The organism is Massilia cavernae (genome assembly GCF_003590855.1).
GTDB lineage: Bacteria > Pseudomonadota > Gammaproteobacteria > Burkholderiales > Burkholderiaceae_D > Telluria_A > Telluria_A cavernae.
Genome location: NZ_QYUP01000008.1, coordinates 15,344 through 32,355, shown reverse-complemented (window position 1 = coordinate 32,355; position 17,012 = coordinate 15,344). Strand labels below are relative to the sequence as shown.

Genomic DNA, 17,012 nt, shown 5'->3' with positions numbered 1-17,012 from the left:
GCACCCCATGAATATCCTTCCTATCAAGACCGTCGAGTACGACCATCCCCAGGCCGGCTTGAGCTGCACGGCCCATGCCTGGGCGCGCACGCCCGAGCAGCCGTCGGCCGACGAAAAGGCCGCGCTCAAGGACCGCATCCGCAAGCTGCTGAAGGAGCGCGAGGCGGTGCTGGTGGCACACTATTATGTGGACGCCGACCTGCAGGACCTGGCCGAAGAAACCGGCGGCTGCGTGTCGGACTCGCTCGAAATGGCGCGCTTCGGCCGCGACCACCCGGCCAAGACGCTGGTGGTGGCGGGCGTGCGCTTCATGGGCGAGACCGCGAAGATCCTCAGCCCGGACAAGACCATCCTGATGCCGGACCTGGACGCGACCTGTTCGCTCGACCTGGGCTGCCCGGCCGACGAATTCGCCGCCTTCTGCGACGCCCATCCGGACCGCACCGTGGTCGTGTATGCGAACACCAGCGCCGCCGTCAAGGCGCGCGCCGACTGGATGGTGACGTCCTCGATCGGCCTGGACATCGTGGCGCACCTGCACGCGCAGGGCAAGAAGATCCTGTGGGCGCCGGACCGCCACCTCGGTTCCTACATCCAGAAAAAGACCGGCGCGGACATGCTGCTGTGGCAGGGTTCGTGCATCGTGCACGACGAGTTCAAGGGCATCGAGCTTGACCTGCTGAAGAACGAATACCCGCACGCCAAGATCCTGGTGCACCCCGAATCGCCGGCGAGCGTAGTGGCGATGGCCGACGTGGTCGGCTCGACCACCCAGCTGATCAACGCTGCGCAAACGCTGGACGCGACCGAATTCATCGTCGCAACCGACAACGGCATCTTCCACAAGATGCGCATGGCGGCGCCGGGCAAGACCTTCATCGAGGCGCCAACCGCCGGCAACAGCGCAACCTGCAAGAGCTGCGCGCACTGCCCGTGGATGGCGATGAACGGCCTGCGCAACCTGGCCGAAGTGCTCGAAACCGGCAAGAACGAAGTCTTCGTCGATCCTGAGATCGGCAAGAAGGCCGTGCGCGCGATCGACCGCATGCTCGATTTCGCGGCCGCGAAAAAAGCCAAGGCGCTGCCGACCGGCGACCTGGCAAGCGAAAACAAACTTTTCTCGGGAATTGGACCTGCATGAGCAATTTGCGCAATCCGTTCGACCAGTTCGACGAAAAACTGCAAGCCGCATTCGAACAGAACCTCCTTTCCGCGCTGCTGGAAGACGTCGGCACCGGCGACCTGACCGGCAAGCTGGTGCCGGGCGACGGCCGCGTGCGTGCCCGCGTGCTGGTGCGCGAAAACGCCGTGCTGTGTGGCGCGCCGTGGTTCGAAGGCGTGATGCACGCGCTTGATGCGGGCATCGACATCGACTGGCAGTACGCCGAGGGCAACTTGATGGCCGCGAACAGCGTGGTCTGCTTCATCGAGGGGCCGCCGCGCGCCTTGCTGACGGCGGAACGCAGCGCGCTGAACTTCCTTCAATTGATGTCGGGCGTGGCGACCGAAACCCGCAAGTATGTCGACATCATCGGCGGCACCAACGCCGCGATCCTCGACACGCGCAAGACGCTGCCGGGCCTGCGCCAGGCGCAGAAGTACGCGGTGCGCGTCGGCGGCGGCAAGAACCAGCGCATGGCGCTGTATGACGGCATCCTGATCAAGGAAAACCACATCGCGGCAGCGGGCGGGGTGAACGCGGCGATGGCTGCGGCGCAGGCGCTGCAGGCTGGCGTCTCAATCCAGATCGAGGTCGAGAGCTTGGCGCAGCTCGAGGAAGCGCTGGCGGCGGGCGCCGAGTCGGTCCTGCTGGATAACTTCGACCTGCAGATGATGCGCGACGCGGTGAAGGTGAATGCCGGACGCGCGCTGCTGGAGGCGTCGGGTGGCGTCAACCTGGACAGCGTGCGCGCGATCGCGGAGACGGGCGTCGACCGTATCTCGATCGGCAGCCTTACCAAGGATGTCAAGGCGACGGATTACTCGCTGCGCATTCTCTGATTGTGGTGTAGTTCGGCGGATGCGGCCTCGGCGGCAGCCACGCTTATCCGCCCTACAAGTCTAAGTTTGATTGCATCATGACACGTAGGGCGGATAAGCTGGCTGCCGCCGAGGCCGCATCCGCCTTCACCATCACCCAACACCGAGAAGTTCGCGGAGCCGCGGCAAAAATCGCTCCGCCGCATCCTCCACCTTCACTGACAGCATATCGTCGGCACGCGTCTTCCCAAGATTGACGGCCGCAATTGGCTTTCCCGCCTGCGCCGCCATCCGGCAAAACCGGAACCCCGAAAACACCATCAGCGACGAGCCGACCACCATCAGTGCGTCCGCATCGTCCATCATCCTCACCGCCCGCGTCGTGCACTCGGCCGGGACTCCATCCCCAAAGAACACTACATCCGGCTTCAGCGTGCCGCCGCAGTGAACGCAGGCCGGTTCACGGAATCCTTCCAGCATTTCCAGCGACAGCTGCGCGTCGCCATCAGGCAAAGGCCGCGCGCTGGCGCCGAGCAGGGCGGGATTGACTTCTTCCAGCACCGACTGCACAAAAGCCCGGCTGAACCGCGCATGGCAATCGAGGCAGACCACGCCATGGATATTCCCGTGCAGCTCAAGCACATCGATGCTGCCCGCGCGCTGGTGCAGGCCGTCGACATTCTGGGTAATCAGCGCGCCCACCACTCCTGCGCGGGTGAGGTCCGCGACGGCCAGGTGCGCGTCATTCGGCTGCGCGCGAGACAGGAGCGGATAACCAACCATGCTGCGTGCCCAGTAGCGTTTGCGGGCGGCTTGCGACTTGCGGAATTCCGGCCCCTGCGTTGGCGGCGTTCCGCGCCGCACGCCTTTCTCGTCGCGGTAGCCCGGAATGCCGGAGCCGGTGCTGATGCCGGCCCCGGTCAGCACCAGAACGCGCTGGTGCCGCTGCAGGAAAGCCGCCATCCGCTCCAGCGAATCGTGATCTGTCAGGTCGCCGGCCATGGCAGCATCCCGCTAGCGCCGTGCGGAGATAACGATGCCGCCCACGATCAGCGCGAACGCTACCGCGTGGTACAGGTGGGGTGTCTCGCCCAGGATCGCCGCGGACAGCATGGCCGCGAACAGCGGCGTCAGGTTGACGAAGAACGAGGCGATGCCCGGCCCGGCCGCCTGCACGCCGGCGCCCCAGCAGCGGAACGCGATGATGGCCGGGCCGACCGCGACAAACAGCATGCCGGCGGCCACCGGCCAGCTCCACGCGATGGCCTTAGCGCCACCCGCCAGCTCGGCGCCGGCGAAGGCCCCCGACCACAGCACGCCGTAGATCACTTGCGCCAGCAGGAAGGCGGCCCAGTCGCCGCGCAGCGCGGGCGGATCCTTCGGTTGCATCAGCAGCCAGCTATAGAACGCCCAGGCGATGGTGGCGAGGATCATGTACAGGTCGCCCGCGACCAGGCGGCATCGCAGCAGCTGTCCCATGCGCCCGACTGAGGACGATCAAGCACGCCGGCGATCGACAGCAGGGCGCCGGCAGTCTGCCGTCGCGCGCCTTCACCCGCGGAAGGGATCGCGTGCCGACCAGCCAGCATCCATACCGGCATCCGGACGCACCAGCTCACGTTGATCGCGTCGAGCTTTGCAGCGCCAGTACTGGAGGGAGTTGTACAGGCCGATGCCGAGGCAGGCCGAGCATGCTGAGGCGCGCCCAGTTGTGCCCAGCCCGCTGCCTTCGGCGGAACCACGCGGCGGGCAGTGGCAGCAGATCAGCAGCCGCGATCGACCAGCGCAGCAGGTTCAGCGTCATCGGCGGGTGACCTGCGTCGCGCAAGCAGCCGGCCGACGATGCGATTACCAGCCACAGCATCGGCGCGCATGGTCAGGGAGTACCGCCCGTCGCACGGCGTCAGCTTGTGGTTCATGCGCCTTGCGCGGTCGCGGCGCGCGGCGTCAGACGCTCGGGCAGCGCCTGGGCCCAGCGTGTCGGGATATCGCCCCATCGCGGTTGAAGTGCAGGCCGCGGCTCTCGTGGCGGGTCAGGGCACTGTTGACGATCAGGGCCGCCACGTCGACCAGGTTGCGCAGCTCGAGCAGGTCGGGCGTGATGCGGAAGTTGCGGTAGTACTCGTCGATTTCTTCCTTCAGCAGCGCGATGCGGTGCTGGGCGCGCTCCAGGCGTTTTGTGGTGCGCACGATGCCCACGTAGTTCCACATGAAGCGCCGCAGCTCGTCCCAGTTGTGGGCGATGACCACTTCCTCGTCGGCGTTGGTGACGCGGCTTTCGTCCCAGGCCGGAAGCGTCAGCGTTTCGCCCGGCGCCATGGCGGCGATCTCGATGGCGCAGGAGCGCCCGACCACCAGGCATTCGAGCAGCGAGTTGCTGGCCAGGCGGTTGGCGCCGTGCAGGCCGGTGCAGGCGGTTTCGCCGACGGCGTACAGGCCGGAGATGTCGGTGCGGCCGGCCAGGTCGGTAACGATGCCGCCGCAGGTGAAGTGCACCGCAGGGACGACCGGAATCGGTTCCTTGGTGATGTCGATGCCCAGTTCGAGGCAGCGCGCGTAGATGGTCGGGAAGTGCTCCATCAGGAATTCGGCCGGCTGGTGGCTGATGTCGAGGTTGACGTAGTCCAGCCCGCGCTTCTTCATCTCGAAGTCGATCGCGCGTGCGACCACGTCGCGCGGGGCCAGTTCGCCGCGCGAATCGTGCATCGGCATGAAGCGGGTTCCGGCCGCAGGGCCGGCTTCGGGCGGCAACAGCAGGCGGCCGCCTTCGCCGCGGATCGCTTCGGTAATCAGGAAGGACTTGGCGAACGGATGGTACAGGCAGGTCGGGTGGAACTGGATGAACTCCATGTTCGACACGCGGCAGCCGGCGCGCCACGCCATCGCGATGCCGTCGCCGGTGGCGGTGTCGGGATTGGTGGTGTACAGGTAAACCTTGCCGGCGCCGCCGGTGGCCAGCACGGTGTGCGCGGCTTCGAAGGTCAGCACGCGACCGGTTTTCTCATCCTGCACGTACAGCCCGTAGCAGCGCGGCTGGCCGGGGTGGACGCCGGACGCGGCCAGCTTGTCGGAGGTGATGACGTCGATCGCGACGTGCTGCTCGAACAGGCTGATGTTCGGGTGCGCGCGCACCTTCTGTTCCAGCGTGACCTGCACCGCGTGGCCGGTGGCGTCGGCGGCGTGGATGATGCGCCGTTCGCTATGGCCGCCTTCGCGGGTCAGGTGGAACCCGAGTTCGGCGGTCGGGTCGCGCGTGAACGGCACGCCCTGGGCAATCAGCCATTCGATCGCTTCGCGTCCGTGTTCGACGATGAAGCGGGTAGCCGCCTCGTCGCACAGGCCGGCGCCGGCGACCAGGGTGTCTTCCATGTGCTTCTGGTAGCTGTCGCCAGAGTCGAGCACGGCGGCAATGCCGCCTTGCGCCCAGTTGCTGGCCCCGTCGAGCAGGGCGCGCTTGGAGATGATTGCGACTTTGCGGGTTTCGGCCAGGTGCAGGGCGACCGACAGACCGGCCAGGCCGCTGCCGACGATAGCGACATCAAATTTCATGACAGTGTTTTGCTGTGTACAGAAGCATCACTATAGAGCATTTGTCCACGTCTTGCCGTGTCCCACCCTCGGCAGGGCTCGCTTGTCCATGGTCAATGCACTAAATGCAATATTCCTCCATCATCTATTTGCCCCTTTGCGCGTGCGCACCGGGGCGCCGACTGTTTGGCGGGAGAAGCTGTGATCCGGATCTTCAATCACTACGTTTCCAAGATGGCGTTCATCCTGCTGCTTCTGGAGCTGCTGATGTTGCTGGCGTCAGCCAGCATCGCCTCGGCGCTGTGGTTCAACGACGGCGCCGGCCACTTCCGCGCCGATAACCTCTACCTGTCCTCGCTGACGTTCGCGCTGGTGATCATCTTCAGCATGAGCGCCCTCGGCATGTACCAGCATTCCTCGCGCGAGGGCATACGCACCACCCTGATCCGCATCATGCCCTCGTTCGGGCTGGGCTTCGCGCTGCTGTCGGCGCTGATCGCGGTGCGGCCAGAGATGTACTTCGGGCGCGGCATCAGCATCCTGATCTTCGCGCTCGGCGCCACCGGCGTGCTGCTCACGCGACTGGTGGTGTTCAAGTCGGCCGAGTCGGCGTTGCTGGAAGCGCGCCTGCTGTTTATCGGCGGCGGCCAGCTCGCGCGCGAATGCATCGACCTCGCGGCCAGCAAATTCGGTTTTCACCAGTTCCACGTGATCGGTTGCGTGCCGCTGCAGGATGAAGAGAACTGCGTGCCGGACGCCTGCCTGCTGCCGATGGGCGAGTCGCTGCTGGAGATGGCGCGGAAGTATGAAGCCAGCGAGATCGTGGTCACCGTCACGAACCGGCGCAGCCGGGCGTTCCCGGTCAACCAGCTGCTCGAATGCGCGCTCGGCGGAGTGCGGGTGATCGACGCCGCCACCTTCTTCGAGCGCGAGGCCTGCCAGATCCGGATGGATTCGCTGCAGCCGAGCTACCTGATTTTCGGCGGCGGCTTCGACCAGAGCCTCATCCGCGCCGCTACCAAGCGCGCCTTCGACCTGGCCGCCAGCAGCCTGATCACCCTCCTGACGCTGCCGCTGATGCTGGCCGCCTGCGCCGCCATCCTGCTGGAGGACGGCGGCCCGGTGTTCTACCGCCAGGAGCGGGTCGGCCGCGACGGCCGCATCTTCAGCGTGCTCAAGTTCCGCAGCATGCGCACCGACGCCGAGAGCGCAGGCGCGCCGCGCTGGGCATCCAGGGACGATCCGCGCATCACCCGGGTGGGCCGCATCATCCGCTTGCTGCGCATCGACGAGCTGCCGCAGATGGTCAACGTGTTCCGCGGCGAGATGAGCTTCGTCGGCCCGCGCCCGGAACGGGCGTACTTCGTGCGCCAGCTGGAACGCAGCATCCCGTACTACGGCGTCCGGCACGGCATCAAGCCGGGAATCACGGGCCTTGCCCAGGTGCGCTACCAGTACGGCGCGTCGGTCGAAGACGCCATCGAAAAACTGCAGTACGACCTGTACTACGTGAAGAACAACAGCCTGTTCCTGGACCTGCTGATTCTGATCGATACCGTACAGGTTGTCCTGTTCGGCAAGGGCAGCAGGTAGGAACCCGGGCGCCAGACCAGCGAGGAACCGATGGGAAAAACAAGGCTGTTGGTGGTGGAAGACGATGCGGGCATGCAGAAGCAGCTGCGCTGGTGCCTGGACGGGTACGACGTGGTGGTGGCGGGCGACCGCGACAGCGCGCTGGTGCAGGTGCGGCGCCACATGCCGCCGGTGGTGACGCTCGACCTCGGCCTGCCGCCCAATCCCGACGGCGCTTCCGAAGGACTGGCTACCCTGCAGCAGATCCATGCACTGGCGCCGGACACCAAAGTCATCATCCTGTCCGGGAACCAGCAGCGCGCCAATGCGCTGAAGGCCGTCGCGATGGGCGCCTACGATTTCCAGCAGAAGCCGTTCGACGCCGCCACCCTGGGGCTGGTGATCGCGCGCGCCTGCAAGCTGCATGAGATGCAGCAGGAGAACCGGCGCATGCTGCAGATCGCCGCCGAGTCGCCGCTGGCGGGCATCGTCTCACGCGACCCGGCCATGCTGGCGTTGTGCCGCGGCGTCGAGAAAGTGGCGCCGACGTCTGCCACCGTGATGCTGCTGGGTGAATCCGGCAGCGGCAAGGAACTGGTGGCGCGCGCGCTGCACCAGATGAGCGCGCGCCATGAGCGGCGCTTCGTGGCGATCAACTGCGCCGCCATTCCGGCCGACCTGCTCGAAAGCGAGTTGTTCGGCCACGAGAAAGGCGCCTTTACCGGCGCCGGCCAGCAGACGCTGGGCAAGATCGAAATGGCCGACGGCGGCACTTTCTTCCTCGACGAGATCGGCGACATGGCGCTGCCGCTGCAGGCCAAGCTGCTGCGCTTCCTGCAGGAGCGCGTGATCGAGCGCATCGGCGGGCGCAGCGAGATCGCGGTCGACGTGCGGGTGGTGTGCGCCACCCACCAGGACCTGGCCGCGATGGTGCGCGACGGCCGCTTCCGCGAGGACCTGATGTACCGGCTGCGCGAGATCGTGCTGGCGATTCCACCGCTGCGCTCGCGGTCCGGCGACCGCGCGCTCCTCGCCCACCACTTCCGCAACCGCTACTGCCGCAGCGAGAACCGGCCGCTGATGGTGTTCGCGCCCGAAGCGCTGGCGGCGATCGAGGCGTACGAGTGGCCCGGCAACGTGCGCGAACTGGAAAACTGCATCAAGCGCGCGGTGATCATGTCCGACGGCCCTCACATCGGCGCGGACGACCTGGGCCTGCCAGGCGTCGCGCACGCCGCGGCGCCGGTCAACCTGCGCCAAGTGCGCGACGCGGCCGAGTACAAGGTGATGGTGATGGCGCTGGCGCGCTCGGACGGGAATATCGTCAAGGCGGCCGACCTGCTTGGCGTCAGCCGCCCGACCTTGTATGACCTGATGCACCACCACGGCGTGAAGCCGCAGCCGGCAACGTAGGCTGCTTACCAGGTGACGACCCAGTGCGCGGTCAGGCGCGCCACCTCGTCGCGCCACTCGCGGCTGGCGAAGGTATGGCCGGCATGAGGGATCTCGACGTGCCGATATTTCAGCACATGCTTGCCGGCCAGCCGGATGAAATCCGATGTGCTGCCGTCGCCGCCGCCGGTGACCACCAGCGCCTGTCCGGTAAAACTGGCCAGGCTGTCGGCCACGGGCACCGCGCCGTCACCCCTTGGCGCCTTCTTCCAGAACGCCAGTTCGCCCAGGCGCCCAATGTACTGCTGGCGGCCGCCGGTACGCGGTTCGGGTTCCGGAACACCCGCATTGGGATTGAGCAGCACCAGCCCGCGCACGCAGGGATCGAGGTGGGCATAGAGGACGGCCGCTGCGGCGGCATGGCCCAGTCCCCAGATAACGATTTCCTTCAGCTCGGGCATCTGCATGAAGAACTCGCCGATGGCGGTGCGGATATCTTCCCCGATGGCGTTGAAGGCGCGCGGCTCGCCTTCGCTGTCGCCGCAGCCGCGGTGGTCGAAGCGCATGACCGGAATGCCACGTCCGGCCAGGGTGCGCGAGAGCAGCGTGAACTGGCGGTGCCCTCCCACGCGGTACTGCGCGGTGTCGGTGACCACCAGCAGGCCGCGCTCGATTGGACGTTCAGGCACGTCGACGATGCCGACCAGCCAGCTGCCGGCGCAACAGAAGCGAAGTGCGCGCTGGTCGAAGTTCATGGCTGCCCCGCGCCGAACACGGTGGCGGTGGCGGCCAGCAGCGCCTGGCATTCGGTGCCAGCGGCCGGACCCCAGAACGGCGGGCCGTCGAGTGGGTGGTAGTGCAGGATGGCGTCGCGTTCGGCCCAGCGCTGCGCCAGCCGCGCGACGCCGGCCGCCTGCCGCGCCGGCGCCGGGCCGCCGCTGGCAAACCAGTGGATCGGGCAGGGCGGCACCGGCATGGCTGCGGCGTCGCAGGCGTCGATCGCCTGGGCGAGTTCGCGTGCAAGTGAATAGCCGGCCACTTCGATGCTGCCGTGTGCGGCCAGGTTGGCGCGCAGGACCGCGGTGCTGCGCGGCGCAGTGGAGTCGCCTTCGGTCTCGGTCAGGCGCTGGCGCAGGAACTGGTTGATGCAGGTGCGGCCGTGCAGGAAGGGCTGCCACAGGATGATGCCGTCGACCGGCGTGCTGCACGCGAAGTCGAGCGCCAGCAGCCCGCCCAGGCGCAGTCCCCACAGCTGCACCGGACCGGCGCTGCGCTGCTGCAGCCAGTCGAGCGCCGCGGCAAGGTCGCGGCGCCAGATGTCCCAGCGCGCAGCCGAGAAGTCGCCGCAGCTGTCGCCGCAGCCGAACAGGTCGATCTGCAACACCGCGTATCCCATCGCGGCGAACTGGCGCGCCTGCAGCGACGCCATGCGGCGGCTGCGATTGAGCTCCTCGGCGAACGGGTGCACGTACAGGATCGCGCCCAGTTCGGGGCGGCGCGGCGCCGGCGCGTGATACAGGCTGAATCGGGTGCCGGGGTCGGCATCGAAGAAGAATGCCTCCACGCTTGGCGTGGACAGCAGCGGGGCGTTCATGGTGGCTCCTGTGTGTGCGGAGGGCGGAAAGACTTGTCAGGCCTGCCACTCCGGTTTCATTAGACACCCCAGAACTTGCGCTCGCCTTGAGCCGGCGCACGGCCTCAATGTGGCCGCATCAGCAGGTTGCCGCCGACCCGCAGCAGGAAGCAGCCGTTGGCGCGATCGGGCGGCGCAAGGCGCGGCAGCAGCATCGGGTCGGTGTCGTGGCGCGCCGCACCGCGCGCGCTGGTGACGGCGGCATCGAAGCCCTGGCTGCGCAGCATGTGCACGTGGCGCGGCTCGAAATCCTGGCCCGGCTTCCCGCTCGGGTAGGCGAACATGCGCACCGGCGCCTGGATGATTTCCTGAAGCCGGGCGCGGCCGTTGGCGATTTCAGCGCGCGCGTCGGCGTTGGAGATTGTCGTCAGCACCGGGTGGCTGACCGTTTGCGCACCGATCTCCATGCCGGCCCGGTGCAGCGCCAGTACCTCGTCGGAGGTCAGCATGGCCGGGGTGAAGCTTCGCGCCATGGTGCGGATGCGCTCCAGCCGATCGACGTGCGGAAGGCGCGACAGGCTGTCGACCAGCATGTCGATCACCGCGCGGCGCCGCACCGGGCATCCGAGGTCGTAGGTGGCGAAGCCGCTGGCGGTGAGGTTGAGGCGGTCGCCGGGCGCGTTGCGCACCACGTCGATCACCGCGTCCTTCCACATGCAGCCGCCATCGAGGAAACCGCTGGCGACAAAGAAGGTGGCAGGTGCGGCGTAGCGCTGCAGTATCGGCAGCGCCACCGCGGCATTGTCGGCATAGCCGTTGTCGAAGGTGATGCAGGCGGCGCGCGCGGGCAGGGTGCGTTCGCGCAGGCGGCGCACCGCGTCGGACAGCGGCAGCACACAGAACCAGCGGGTCAGCGCTTGCAGCTGCTCGTCGAAGCGGCGCGCATCGATCTGTTCCGGGAACAGCGGGTCGGGCCGTGGCACGACGCGGCGGTAGGCGAGGATCGTGAGCGGTACTTGCATGTTGGCGGCTGGCTGGAGGGCGTATTGCCGCGGCACCGGGATCGGTTGACACTTGTCAACAATGCCATGGGGACCGCCGCTACACTGGAGCAAATCAGGTTCAGACAATATAGATCAGCGCCGGCGCATATCTGTTGAGCCTGCTCATGGCGCTGTGCGTTGCAGCCAAATGCGGAACAAGCGGAGGTGTGTATGCGTATCGGAATCCTGTCCTATCCCATGCTGTTTCAGCGCGAAGGCAGCCTCCAGATCCAGATGCGCGAAACCATCCGCGCGCTCAACGAGCTCGAACGCATCGACGGCGAACCGATCGCGGTGGAACTGGTCGACCCGTGCCGGTCGCGCCTGGACGACTATGACCTGGTCCACGTGTTCGCCGCCGTGCACGGCAACCACCGCATTGTCGAAGCTGCGTCCGAGCTGGGCGTGCCAGTGATCCTGTCGCCGCTCATTTCGCCCGGCTGGAACCGCTCCAGCGGCACCCGCGCCCGCGTCGCGGACCGGCTGCTGTCCAACCTCACCGCCTGGAACGTCGAGACCAGCTACGCCCAGACGCGCCGCGCGCTGCAACTGGCGACCCATATCGTGGCGCTGGGCGAAGCCGAGAAGCGGGCCATCGGCGACGCCTTCCTGGTGTCGCCCTCGCGCATCCGGGTGTTCCCGAACGGGATCGCGCCGCAATTCTTCCACGCAGACGGCGCCCACTTCCGCGCCCGCACCGGCATTACCGGGCCGTTCGTGCTGATGGTGGGCAGCATCGGCCCGCAGAAGAACCAGCTGGGCATGGCCCACGCGTTGTCGGAAATGGCGCTGCCGTTCGTGCTGATCGGCGAAGCGCGCGAGCGCGACCAGGATTACCTGGCGCAGGTGCGGCAGGTGCGCGGCGTCACCTGCATCGGCAAGCTGCGCCACGACGACAGGCTGCTGGCAAGCGCCTTCGCCGCCGCCTCGGTGTTTGCGCTGCCGACCCAGCCCGGCGTGCTGCCGATGACGGTGTTCGAGGCGCTGGCGGCCGGCACGCCAGTCGTCACCAGCGCCGACAGCGAGCTTGGGATGGCCGACAACGCGTTTGCGCTGCGGCGGGTCGCCCCGGACGACGTCACCGGCCTGAAACGCGCGGTGATGGGCTTCATCGACGAGCCGCCCGAAGCAGCGCGTGTGCGCGCGCTGGTGCGCAACTACACGTGGGACCGGATCGCGCAGGACATCGCGCGCTGTTACGCTGAGGTGGTCGGCGCTGCGCCAGGCCGCGCCGAAATGACGGCGCTGCTTCAGCGCCCGCCGTTCTCGATCAATTCCTCGTACAACCGCCCATAGAGCCTGGCGGCGGCCTCCCAGCTGCGCTCGCGCAGCGCAAACGCGCGGGCGCATCCGCGCAACTGGCGCATGCATTCCGGTTCGGCCAGCATCCCAAGCACCGCCTCCACCAGCGCGGCCGCGTTCCCGGATTCGAACAGGATGCCGTTGCGGCCATGCTCGACCAGTTCGCGGTGCATGGCGGTATCGGACGCCACCACCAGGGCGCCGCGGGCCATCGCTTCCAGCAGGCGGATTGGCGCCACCAGCGACGGCGAGGCCGGTTCGGGAAAAAGAAGCATGTCCGCATCCGCGTTGTTTGCACCCGTGAACCCGAGCTGCAGGCCCGGAAATGCTGCGCGCAGCGCCGGAAGCGCAGCGCGCAGCACGGTGCATGCTTCCACCGCGCCGGGACAATGAACCAGCGGCGCGCTTCGGACACCGGCGCGTGGAGAATCGCTCGCCGCCGCGGGCGCGCTGACCGAGGGCGGCACGATGGAAATGCGTCTCGGTTCGACCCCGCCCGCGATCAGCCAGCTACGCATGGCCAGGGTGTCGGTCACCACCGCGGCAGCGGAGCGCGCCGCGCGCACCTCAAGCGCACGCACCATCCAGTCCTTGACGCCGTGGCTATGAAGCCGGCCCGGCATGCCGATCACCACCGGCAGGCCCGCCTGGCGCGCCGCTCGCAGGGCGGCGACGGCGTTCAGCACCGGTGGGTGCGCGTGGACGATACCGGGCCGCGCCAGCGTGATGGCGTGGCAGATCCGGCGCGCCATCCGGCCGGCCAGAAGCGCCGGCGGCATCAGGCCGTTTCCGGGATCGGTGCGGAAGAAATGCCAGCCGTCGCGGTTGCGGTCCTCGGTTTCGACCTTGCCCTGGGCCGGGCCGGTCAGCTGGATTGTGTGCCAGCCGAGCGCTCGCTGCTGCCGGAGCAGCGAGACCGCGCGCAGCGAATAGGCGGTATGGAGGGGAGGCGAGTGGTCGAGTATATGCAGGACGCGCATGCTGCGCCGCGCGCTCAGGCGCGCTTCTCCTGGGCGGCAGTGCAGGGCGAGGCGTTGGTTAGCGCATCGTAGACCGCCATGTAGCCGCGCGCCATCGCCGGCAAGCTGTGGTGGGCGATCACCTGGCTGCGCGCGCGCATGCCGTGGCGCCCCCCCATTTCGGGGATACGGCAGTAGTCGGCGATGGCGGCTGCCATCAGCTCGGGCGACTTGGGCGGCACCAGGATGCCGGTAAAGCCGGGCTTTACCAGTTCGGTATTGCCGCCGACTGCAGTGGCCACCACCGGCAATCCGGTCGCCATCGCCTCGAGGATGGTGTTGGAGCTGCCCTCTGCCAGCGAGGGCAGCACGAACAGGTCCATCGCGCGCAGCATCTGGGGGATGTCGCCGCGCTCGCCCGGCAGCCAGGCGCGGTGCGAGGCGCCGGCGCGGGTCAGCATGTCGACGCACTCGGCGCGGGCCGGCCCGTCGCCGACGATCAGCAGGCGCAGGCGCTGGTGCGAGGGGTGGGGCGAGGCGATCAGGCGCAGGAAAGCTTCGACCAGGGTGGCGTGGTTCTTGACGTCGACCATGCGGCCGACGCTGCCGATGACGAAGGCGTTGTCCTGCATGAAGCCGGCCGGCCCGACCGCCGCGGGCGGACCGAGACGCGGATGGAACTGGATGCTGTCGACGCCATTGGCGATCTGCGACACGCGCTGCGGCTCGGCGCCGACATTGTCGATCAGCCAGTGTTCGAGATCGGCGCTGACCGCGATGAAGTGGCCGATCAGTGGCCGAAGCAGGCGCCGCAGCAACTGGTACTTGAGGCGCTTGCCGTACAGGTCGAACATGTCGCGCCCATGCTCGCCGTGCACGCGCAGCTTGACGCCGGCTAGCGCCGCCACCAGTTGCCCTTCCAGGCCGGACAGGTTGCGGGTGTGGATCAGGTCCGGCTGCAGCGCGCGCAATGCCTTGAACATGCGCAGGTAGTGGCCGAAGTCCTTGCCCTCGCGCTTGTTCAGGCTGATGATCTCGACGCCGCGCGGCTGCAGCTGCGATTCGAAATCGGAGTAATCCTTCAGGCAGACGATGGCATGGCGGTAGCGCTCCGGCGGCATGTTCCGGATCAGGTTGATGAGGCCATTTTCGAAGCCGCCGGCATCGAGCTGGTGGATCAGGTGCACCACGAGCCGCGGCTGTTCAAGAGACTCTGTCATGTTCTGCTCCGCAGGTGTCGACTTCATGTTGACCGTCATTGCATGGCGCGCCGGATCAGTCGTAGTAGCCATAGTAGTCACCCGCCGGAAAGGACCGTGCCTTGTTGCAGATCAGGTTGATATGGGGACAGTGGTCGAGCCGGCGCAGCGCCTCCTTGACCGTGGCCTGGGTGGTCGACTCGGCCTCGATCACCATCACCACCTGGCCCATTTGGGACGCCAGCACGCTGGCCTCGCTGGTCAGCAGCAGCGGCGGCGAATCGAAGATGACGATCCGGTCGGGATAGCGGCTGCTGATCTCGACCAGCAGCGCGCTCATGGCCTGGCTGGCCAGCAGCTCGGTGGCGTGCTTGTTGTTGCGGCCCGCCGGCAGCAGGCTGAGGGTATCGATATTGGTGCGCAGGATGACGTCGGACACGCCCACTTTTTCGGTGAGCAGGATGTCCATCAGCCCCGGCGCCGCTGGCAGGCCAAGCACCTTCAGCACCGAGGGCCGCGCCACGTCGGCGTCGACCAGCAGCACCGTGTGGTCCTTCTCCATCGCGATGCTCATGGCCAGGTTGATCGCGCAGTAGGTCTTGCCTTCGCCCGGCAGCGCGCTGGTCACCACGATCAGGTTGCGGTTGGCGGCAGCGCTGCCCGGCTGCAGGGCGTTGCGCAGCAGCGGGCGCTTGATGATGCGGAAGTCCTCGGCGGCGCTGGTGCGTCCGCCGTCCTGGGTGATGATTCCCATCTGGTGCAGGCGCGCCAGGTTGATGTCGACATAGCGCCGACGGCTGTCCTGGCCGGCCCCCAGCACCGCGCTGTCATGCGTCTGCGGATCTTCCATGTCGATCTCCCGTGGCGGGTTTGGGTCAGAGCGCGGCGGCCATCATGGCGGCGTACACCACGGCCAGCAGCGCGAGGGCGGCGAAGAACAGGTACTGGCCGCGGCGCCGCTTGATGCGCTCGGCATCGGTCCAGTTCATCGAGACGGTGCCCAGCACATGCAGGCCGGTGTTCTCGCGCATTTCGCCGGGGCCGAGGAAGACCGGGCGGGCCTGGCTGACCAGCAGCGCGATGCCCGGTCCCGCCAGCAACGCCGCGATCATCACGGCGCTGTAGAACAGCAGGCGGTTGGGGCCGATCGGCGCGAACGGCATCGTCGGCGGGTCGATGATCTTGAAGGACATCATCTCGGTGGTCGACGACAGGTCGCCCGACAGCTTGGCCGCCTCGCGCCGCCCGATCAGCTTTTCGTAGTTGTCCTTGTTGATCTCGTAGTCGCGGTTAAGCTGCGCCAGCTGCGATTCCACTTCCGGCACCGCATTGCTCTGTGCGACCAGGCGGACGTGGCGGGCGGTGAACTCCTGTACCCGCGCCTGCATCGCCGCCACCTTGGCGTCGGCTTCGGTCAACGCCACCTTCAGCTGCAGAAGCATCGGGCTGTAATTGCGGCCAGGGTCGCCGTCGCGCACGCGCGACCTTGCCTCCTCGACCTTGCGCGCTTCCAGCTGCGACAACAGGCGGCGCGCCGCCACGATGTCGGGATGCAGCTCGGTGTACTGCATGCGCAGCGCGTCGAGATTCTTGTCGACCGCGGCGATGCGGGCGTCGAGTTCCGGGTTGGCGACCGATAGCGGGCGCACGGCCTCGACGCTCATCATCGGCACGTCGCCGACGATTTCGGCACGGATCGCGGCGCGCGCCTGTTCGGCTTCGAGCAGTTCGAGGCGGGCGGCGCTCAGCTGGTCGAAGGCGATCGCCACTTGCGCGCCGTAGTCGACGCCCTGGCGCGGCAGCAGGCTGCTGTTGCGCAGCTTGAACTCCTTGACCATGTTCTCGGCCGCGACCAGCCGGTCTTCGTAGTTCTTGATCTGCTCGTCGATGAACTGCACAGCCTTCTGCGAGTCGCTGCGCTTGCCCTTGAAGCTGCCCTCGACGAAGATGGTCAGCAGGGACTGGACTACGTCGCGCACCGTCCTGGCGTCCTTGTCCCGGTAGGTGATGGTGTAGATGTCGTTGGCGGTGGTGCCGTTGATCCTTATCGTCGACATCAGGTTCTCGATCTGCCGTTCATGCTCGCGCGCGGTAGTGGCGCGGATATCCATGTCCACCATGCGGATCACGCGTTCGACGTTGGGGCGGCTAAGCAGCGTGCGGCTCATGATGGCGACCTGCTGTTCGACGTTTGGCACGCTGGTCATCCCCGACAGCAGCGGCTTGAGGATGGTCTGGGTGTCGACGAACACACGCGCGCTGGTCTGGTACTCGTCGTCCATCGTATAGACCTGGGTCCAGCCGAACACGGCGACCAGCCAGGACACGGCGACGGCATGCCAGCGGTACCTCCAGATGCCGCGCACGTGGGACAGCAGCTGGCTGATGAGGTCCTCCATTCTGTCGATCTCCGTAAGTCGTGCGGTATCGGGGAGCGCGTGCCCGGCGCCGCCATGAATTTTTC

At 67.3% G+C, this 17,012-nt stretch carries 16 protein-coding genes; 5 read left to right on the top strand and 11 right to left on the bottom strand.

The window, feature by feature from the left end; genetic code table 11:
- Window positions 1–7 precede the first annotated feature (7 nt).
- Together nadA and nadC are read left to right on the top strand one after the other, a co-directional pair.
- On the top strand, window positions 8–1,141 hold the full coding sequence (gene nadA / locus D3872_RS00620; protein WP_119808980.1) for a quinolinate synthase NadA: 1,134 nt from the start codon (window positions 8–10) through the stop codon (window positions 1,139–1,141).
- The gene (gene nadC / locus D3872_RS00615; protein WP_119808979.1) at window positions 1,138–2,001 is read left to right on the top strand and encodes a carboxylating nicotinate-nucleotide diphosphorylase; all 864 of its coding nucleotides are present in this window, start codon (window positions 1,138–1,140) and stop codon (window positions 1,999–2,001) included. Before nadA ends, nadC begins: the two co-directional genes overlap by 4 nt.
- A gap of 132 nt (window positions 2,002–2,133) precedes the next feature.
- Here the strand turns inward: nadC and D3872_RS00610 are convergent, their stop codons facing one another.
- The 4 genes from D3872_RS00610 to nadB all read right to left on the bottom strand — a co-directional run bounded on the left by D3872_RS00610 (window position 2,134) and on the right by nadB (window position 5,529).
- Window positions 2,134–2,982 (bottom strand): NAD-dependent protein deacetylase, encoded by an 849-nt coding sequence (locus D3872_RS00610; protein WP_119808978.1) that lies wholly within the window; start codon window positions 2,980–2,982, stop codon window positions 2,134–2,136.
- 12 nt (window positions 2,983–2,994) lie between these two features.
- Complete coding sequence (locus D3872_RS26195) at window positions 2,995–3,459, bottom strand: EamA family transporter (protein ID WP_229459092.1); 465 nt, start codon at window positions 3,457–3,459, stop codon at window positions 2,995–2,997.
- Between the two features lie 284 nt (window positions 3,460–3,743).
- On the bottom strand, window positions 3,744–3,899 hold the full coding sequence (locus D3872_RS26190; protein WP_229459091.1) for a hypothetical protein: 156 nt from the start codon (window positions 3,897–3,899) through the stop codon (window positions 3,744–3,746).
- A 28-nt stretch (window positions 3,900–3,927) separates the two neighbouring features.
- Entirely contained in the window at window positions 3,928–5,529 is a 1,602-nt protein-coding gene (nadB, locus tag D3872_RS00600) for an L-aspartate oxidase (protein WP_119808977.1), read from the bottom strand.
- 180 nt (window positions 5,530–5,709) lie between these two features.
- Here nadB and D3872_RS00595 point away from each other — a divergent pair, with 180 nt between their 5' ends.
- On the top strand, window positions 5,710–7,101 hold the full coding sequence (locus tag D3872_RS00595; protein WP_119808976.1) for a TIGR03013 family XrtA/PEP-CTERM system glycosyltransferase: 1,392 nt from the start codon (window positions 5,710–5,712) through the stop codon (window positions 7,099–7,101).
- A 30-nt stretch (window positions 7,102–7,131) separates the two neighbouring features.
- Complete coding sequence (gene prsR, locus D3872_RS00590) at window positions 7,132–8,493, top strand: PEP-CTERM-box response regulator transcription factor (RefSeq protein ID WP_119808975.1); 1,362 nt, start codon at window positions 7,132–7,134, stop codon at window positions 8,491–8,493.
- 5 nt (window positions 8,494–8,498) lie between these two features.
- On the opposite strand, the gene D3872_RS00585 is transcribed toward prsR, so the two are convergent.
- The 3 genes from D3872_RS00585 to D3872_RS00575 form a co-directional block, all read right to left on the bottom strand.
- The gene (locus D3872_RS00585; protein WP_182915627.1) at window positions 8,499–9,227 is read right to left on the bottom strand and encodes a hydrolase 1, exosortase A system-associated; all 729 of its coding nucleotides are present in this window, start codon (window positions 9,225–9,227) and stop codon (window positions 8,499–8,501) included.
- Window positions 9,224–10,066: a hydrolase 2, exosortase A system-associated gene (locus D3872_RS00580; RefSeq protein WP_119808973.1), complete on the bottom strand. Its 843-nt coding sequence runs from the start codon at window positions 10,064–10,066 to the stop codon at window positions 9,224–9,226. Before D3872_RS00580 ends, D3872_RS00585 begins: the two co-directional genes overlap by 4 nt.
- A gap of 104 nt (window positions 10,067–10,170) precedes the next feature.
- Entirely contained in the window at window positions 10,171–11,067 is an 897-nt protein-coding gene (locus D3872_RS00575) for a polysaccharide deacetylase family protein (protein ID WP_119808972.1), read from the bottom strand.
- Between the two features lie 192 nt (window positions 11,068–11,259).
- Here D3872_RS00575 and D3872_RS00570 point away from each other — a divergent pair, with 192 nt between their 5' ends.
- Entirely contained in the window at window positions 11,260–12,384 is a 1,125-nt protein-coding gene (locus D3872_RS00570; protein WP_119808971.1) for a glycosyltransferase family 4 protein, read from the top strand.
- On the opposite strand, the gene D3872_RS00565 is transcribed toward D3872_RS00570, so the two are convergent.
- Genes D3872_RS00565 through D3872_RS00550 form a run of 4 tightly spaced genes read right to left on the bottom strand, consistent with a single transcriptional unit; the run spans window position 12,339 to window position 16,947 of the window.
- Entirely contained in the window at window positions 12,339–13,370 is a 1,032-nt protein-coding gene (locus D3872_RS00565; protein ID WP_119808970.1) for a glycosyltransferase family 4 protein, read from the bottom strand. The genes D3872_RS00570 and D3872_RS00565 overlap by 46 nt on opposite strands.
- Before the next feature lie 14 nt (window positions 13,371–13,384).
- Window positions 13,385–14,569 carry a TIGR03088 family PEP-CTERM/XrtA system glycosyltransferase gene (locus tag D3872_RS00560; protein WP_229459090.1) on the bottom strand — a complete coding sequence of 395 codons (1,185 nt, stop codon included), beginning with the start codon at window positions 14,567–14,569 and terminating at the stop codon, window positions 13,385–13,387.
- Between the two features lie 55 nt (window positions 14,570–14,624).
- The gene (locus D3872_RS00555) at window positions 14,625–15,398 is read right to left on the bottom strand and encodes an XrtA-associated tyrosine autokinase (RefSeq protein WP_119808969.1); all 774 of its coding nucleotides are present in this window, start codon (window positions 15,396–15,398) and stop codon (window positions 14,625–14,627) included.
- A gap of 25 nt (window positions 15,399–15,423) precedes the next feature.
- Window positions 15,424–16,947, bottom strand: coding sequence for an XrtA system polysaccharide chain length determinant (locus tag D3872_RS00550; RefSeq protein WP_119808968.1), 1,524 nt, complete (start codon window positions 16,945–16,947; stop codon window positions 15,424–15,426).
- Between the last annotated feature and the right edge of the window lie 65 nt (window positions 16,948–17,012).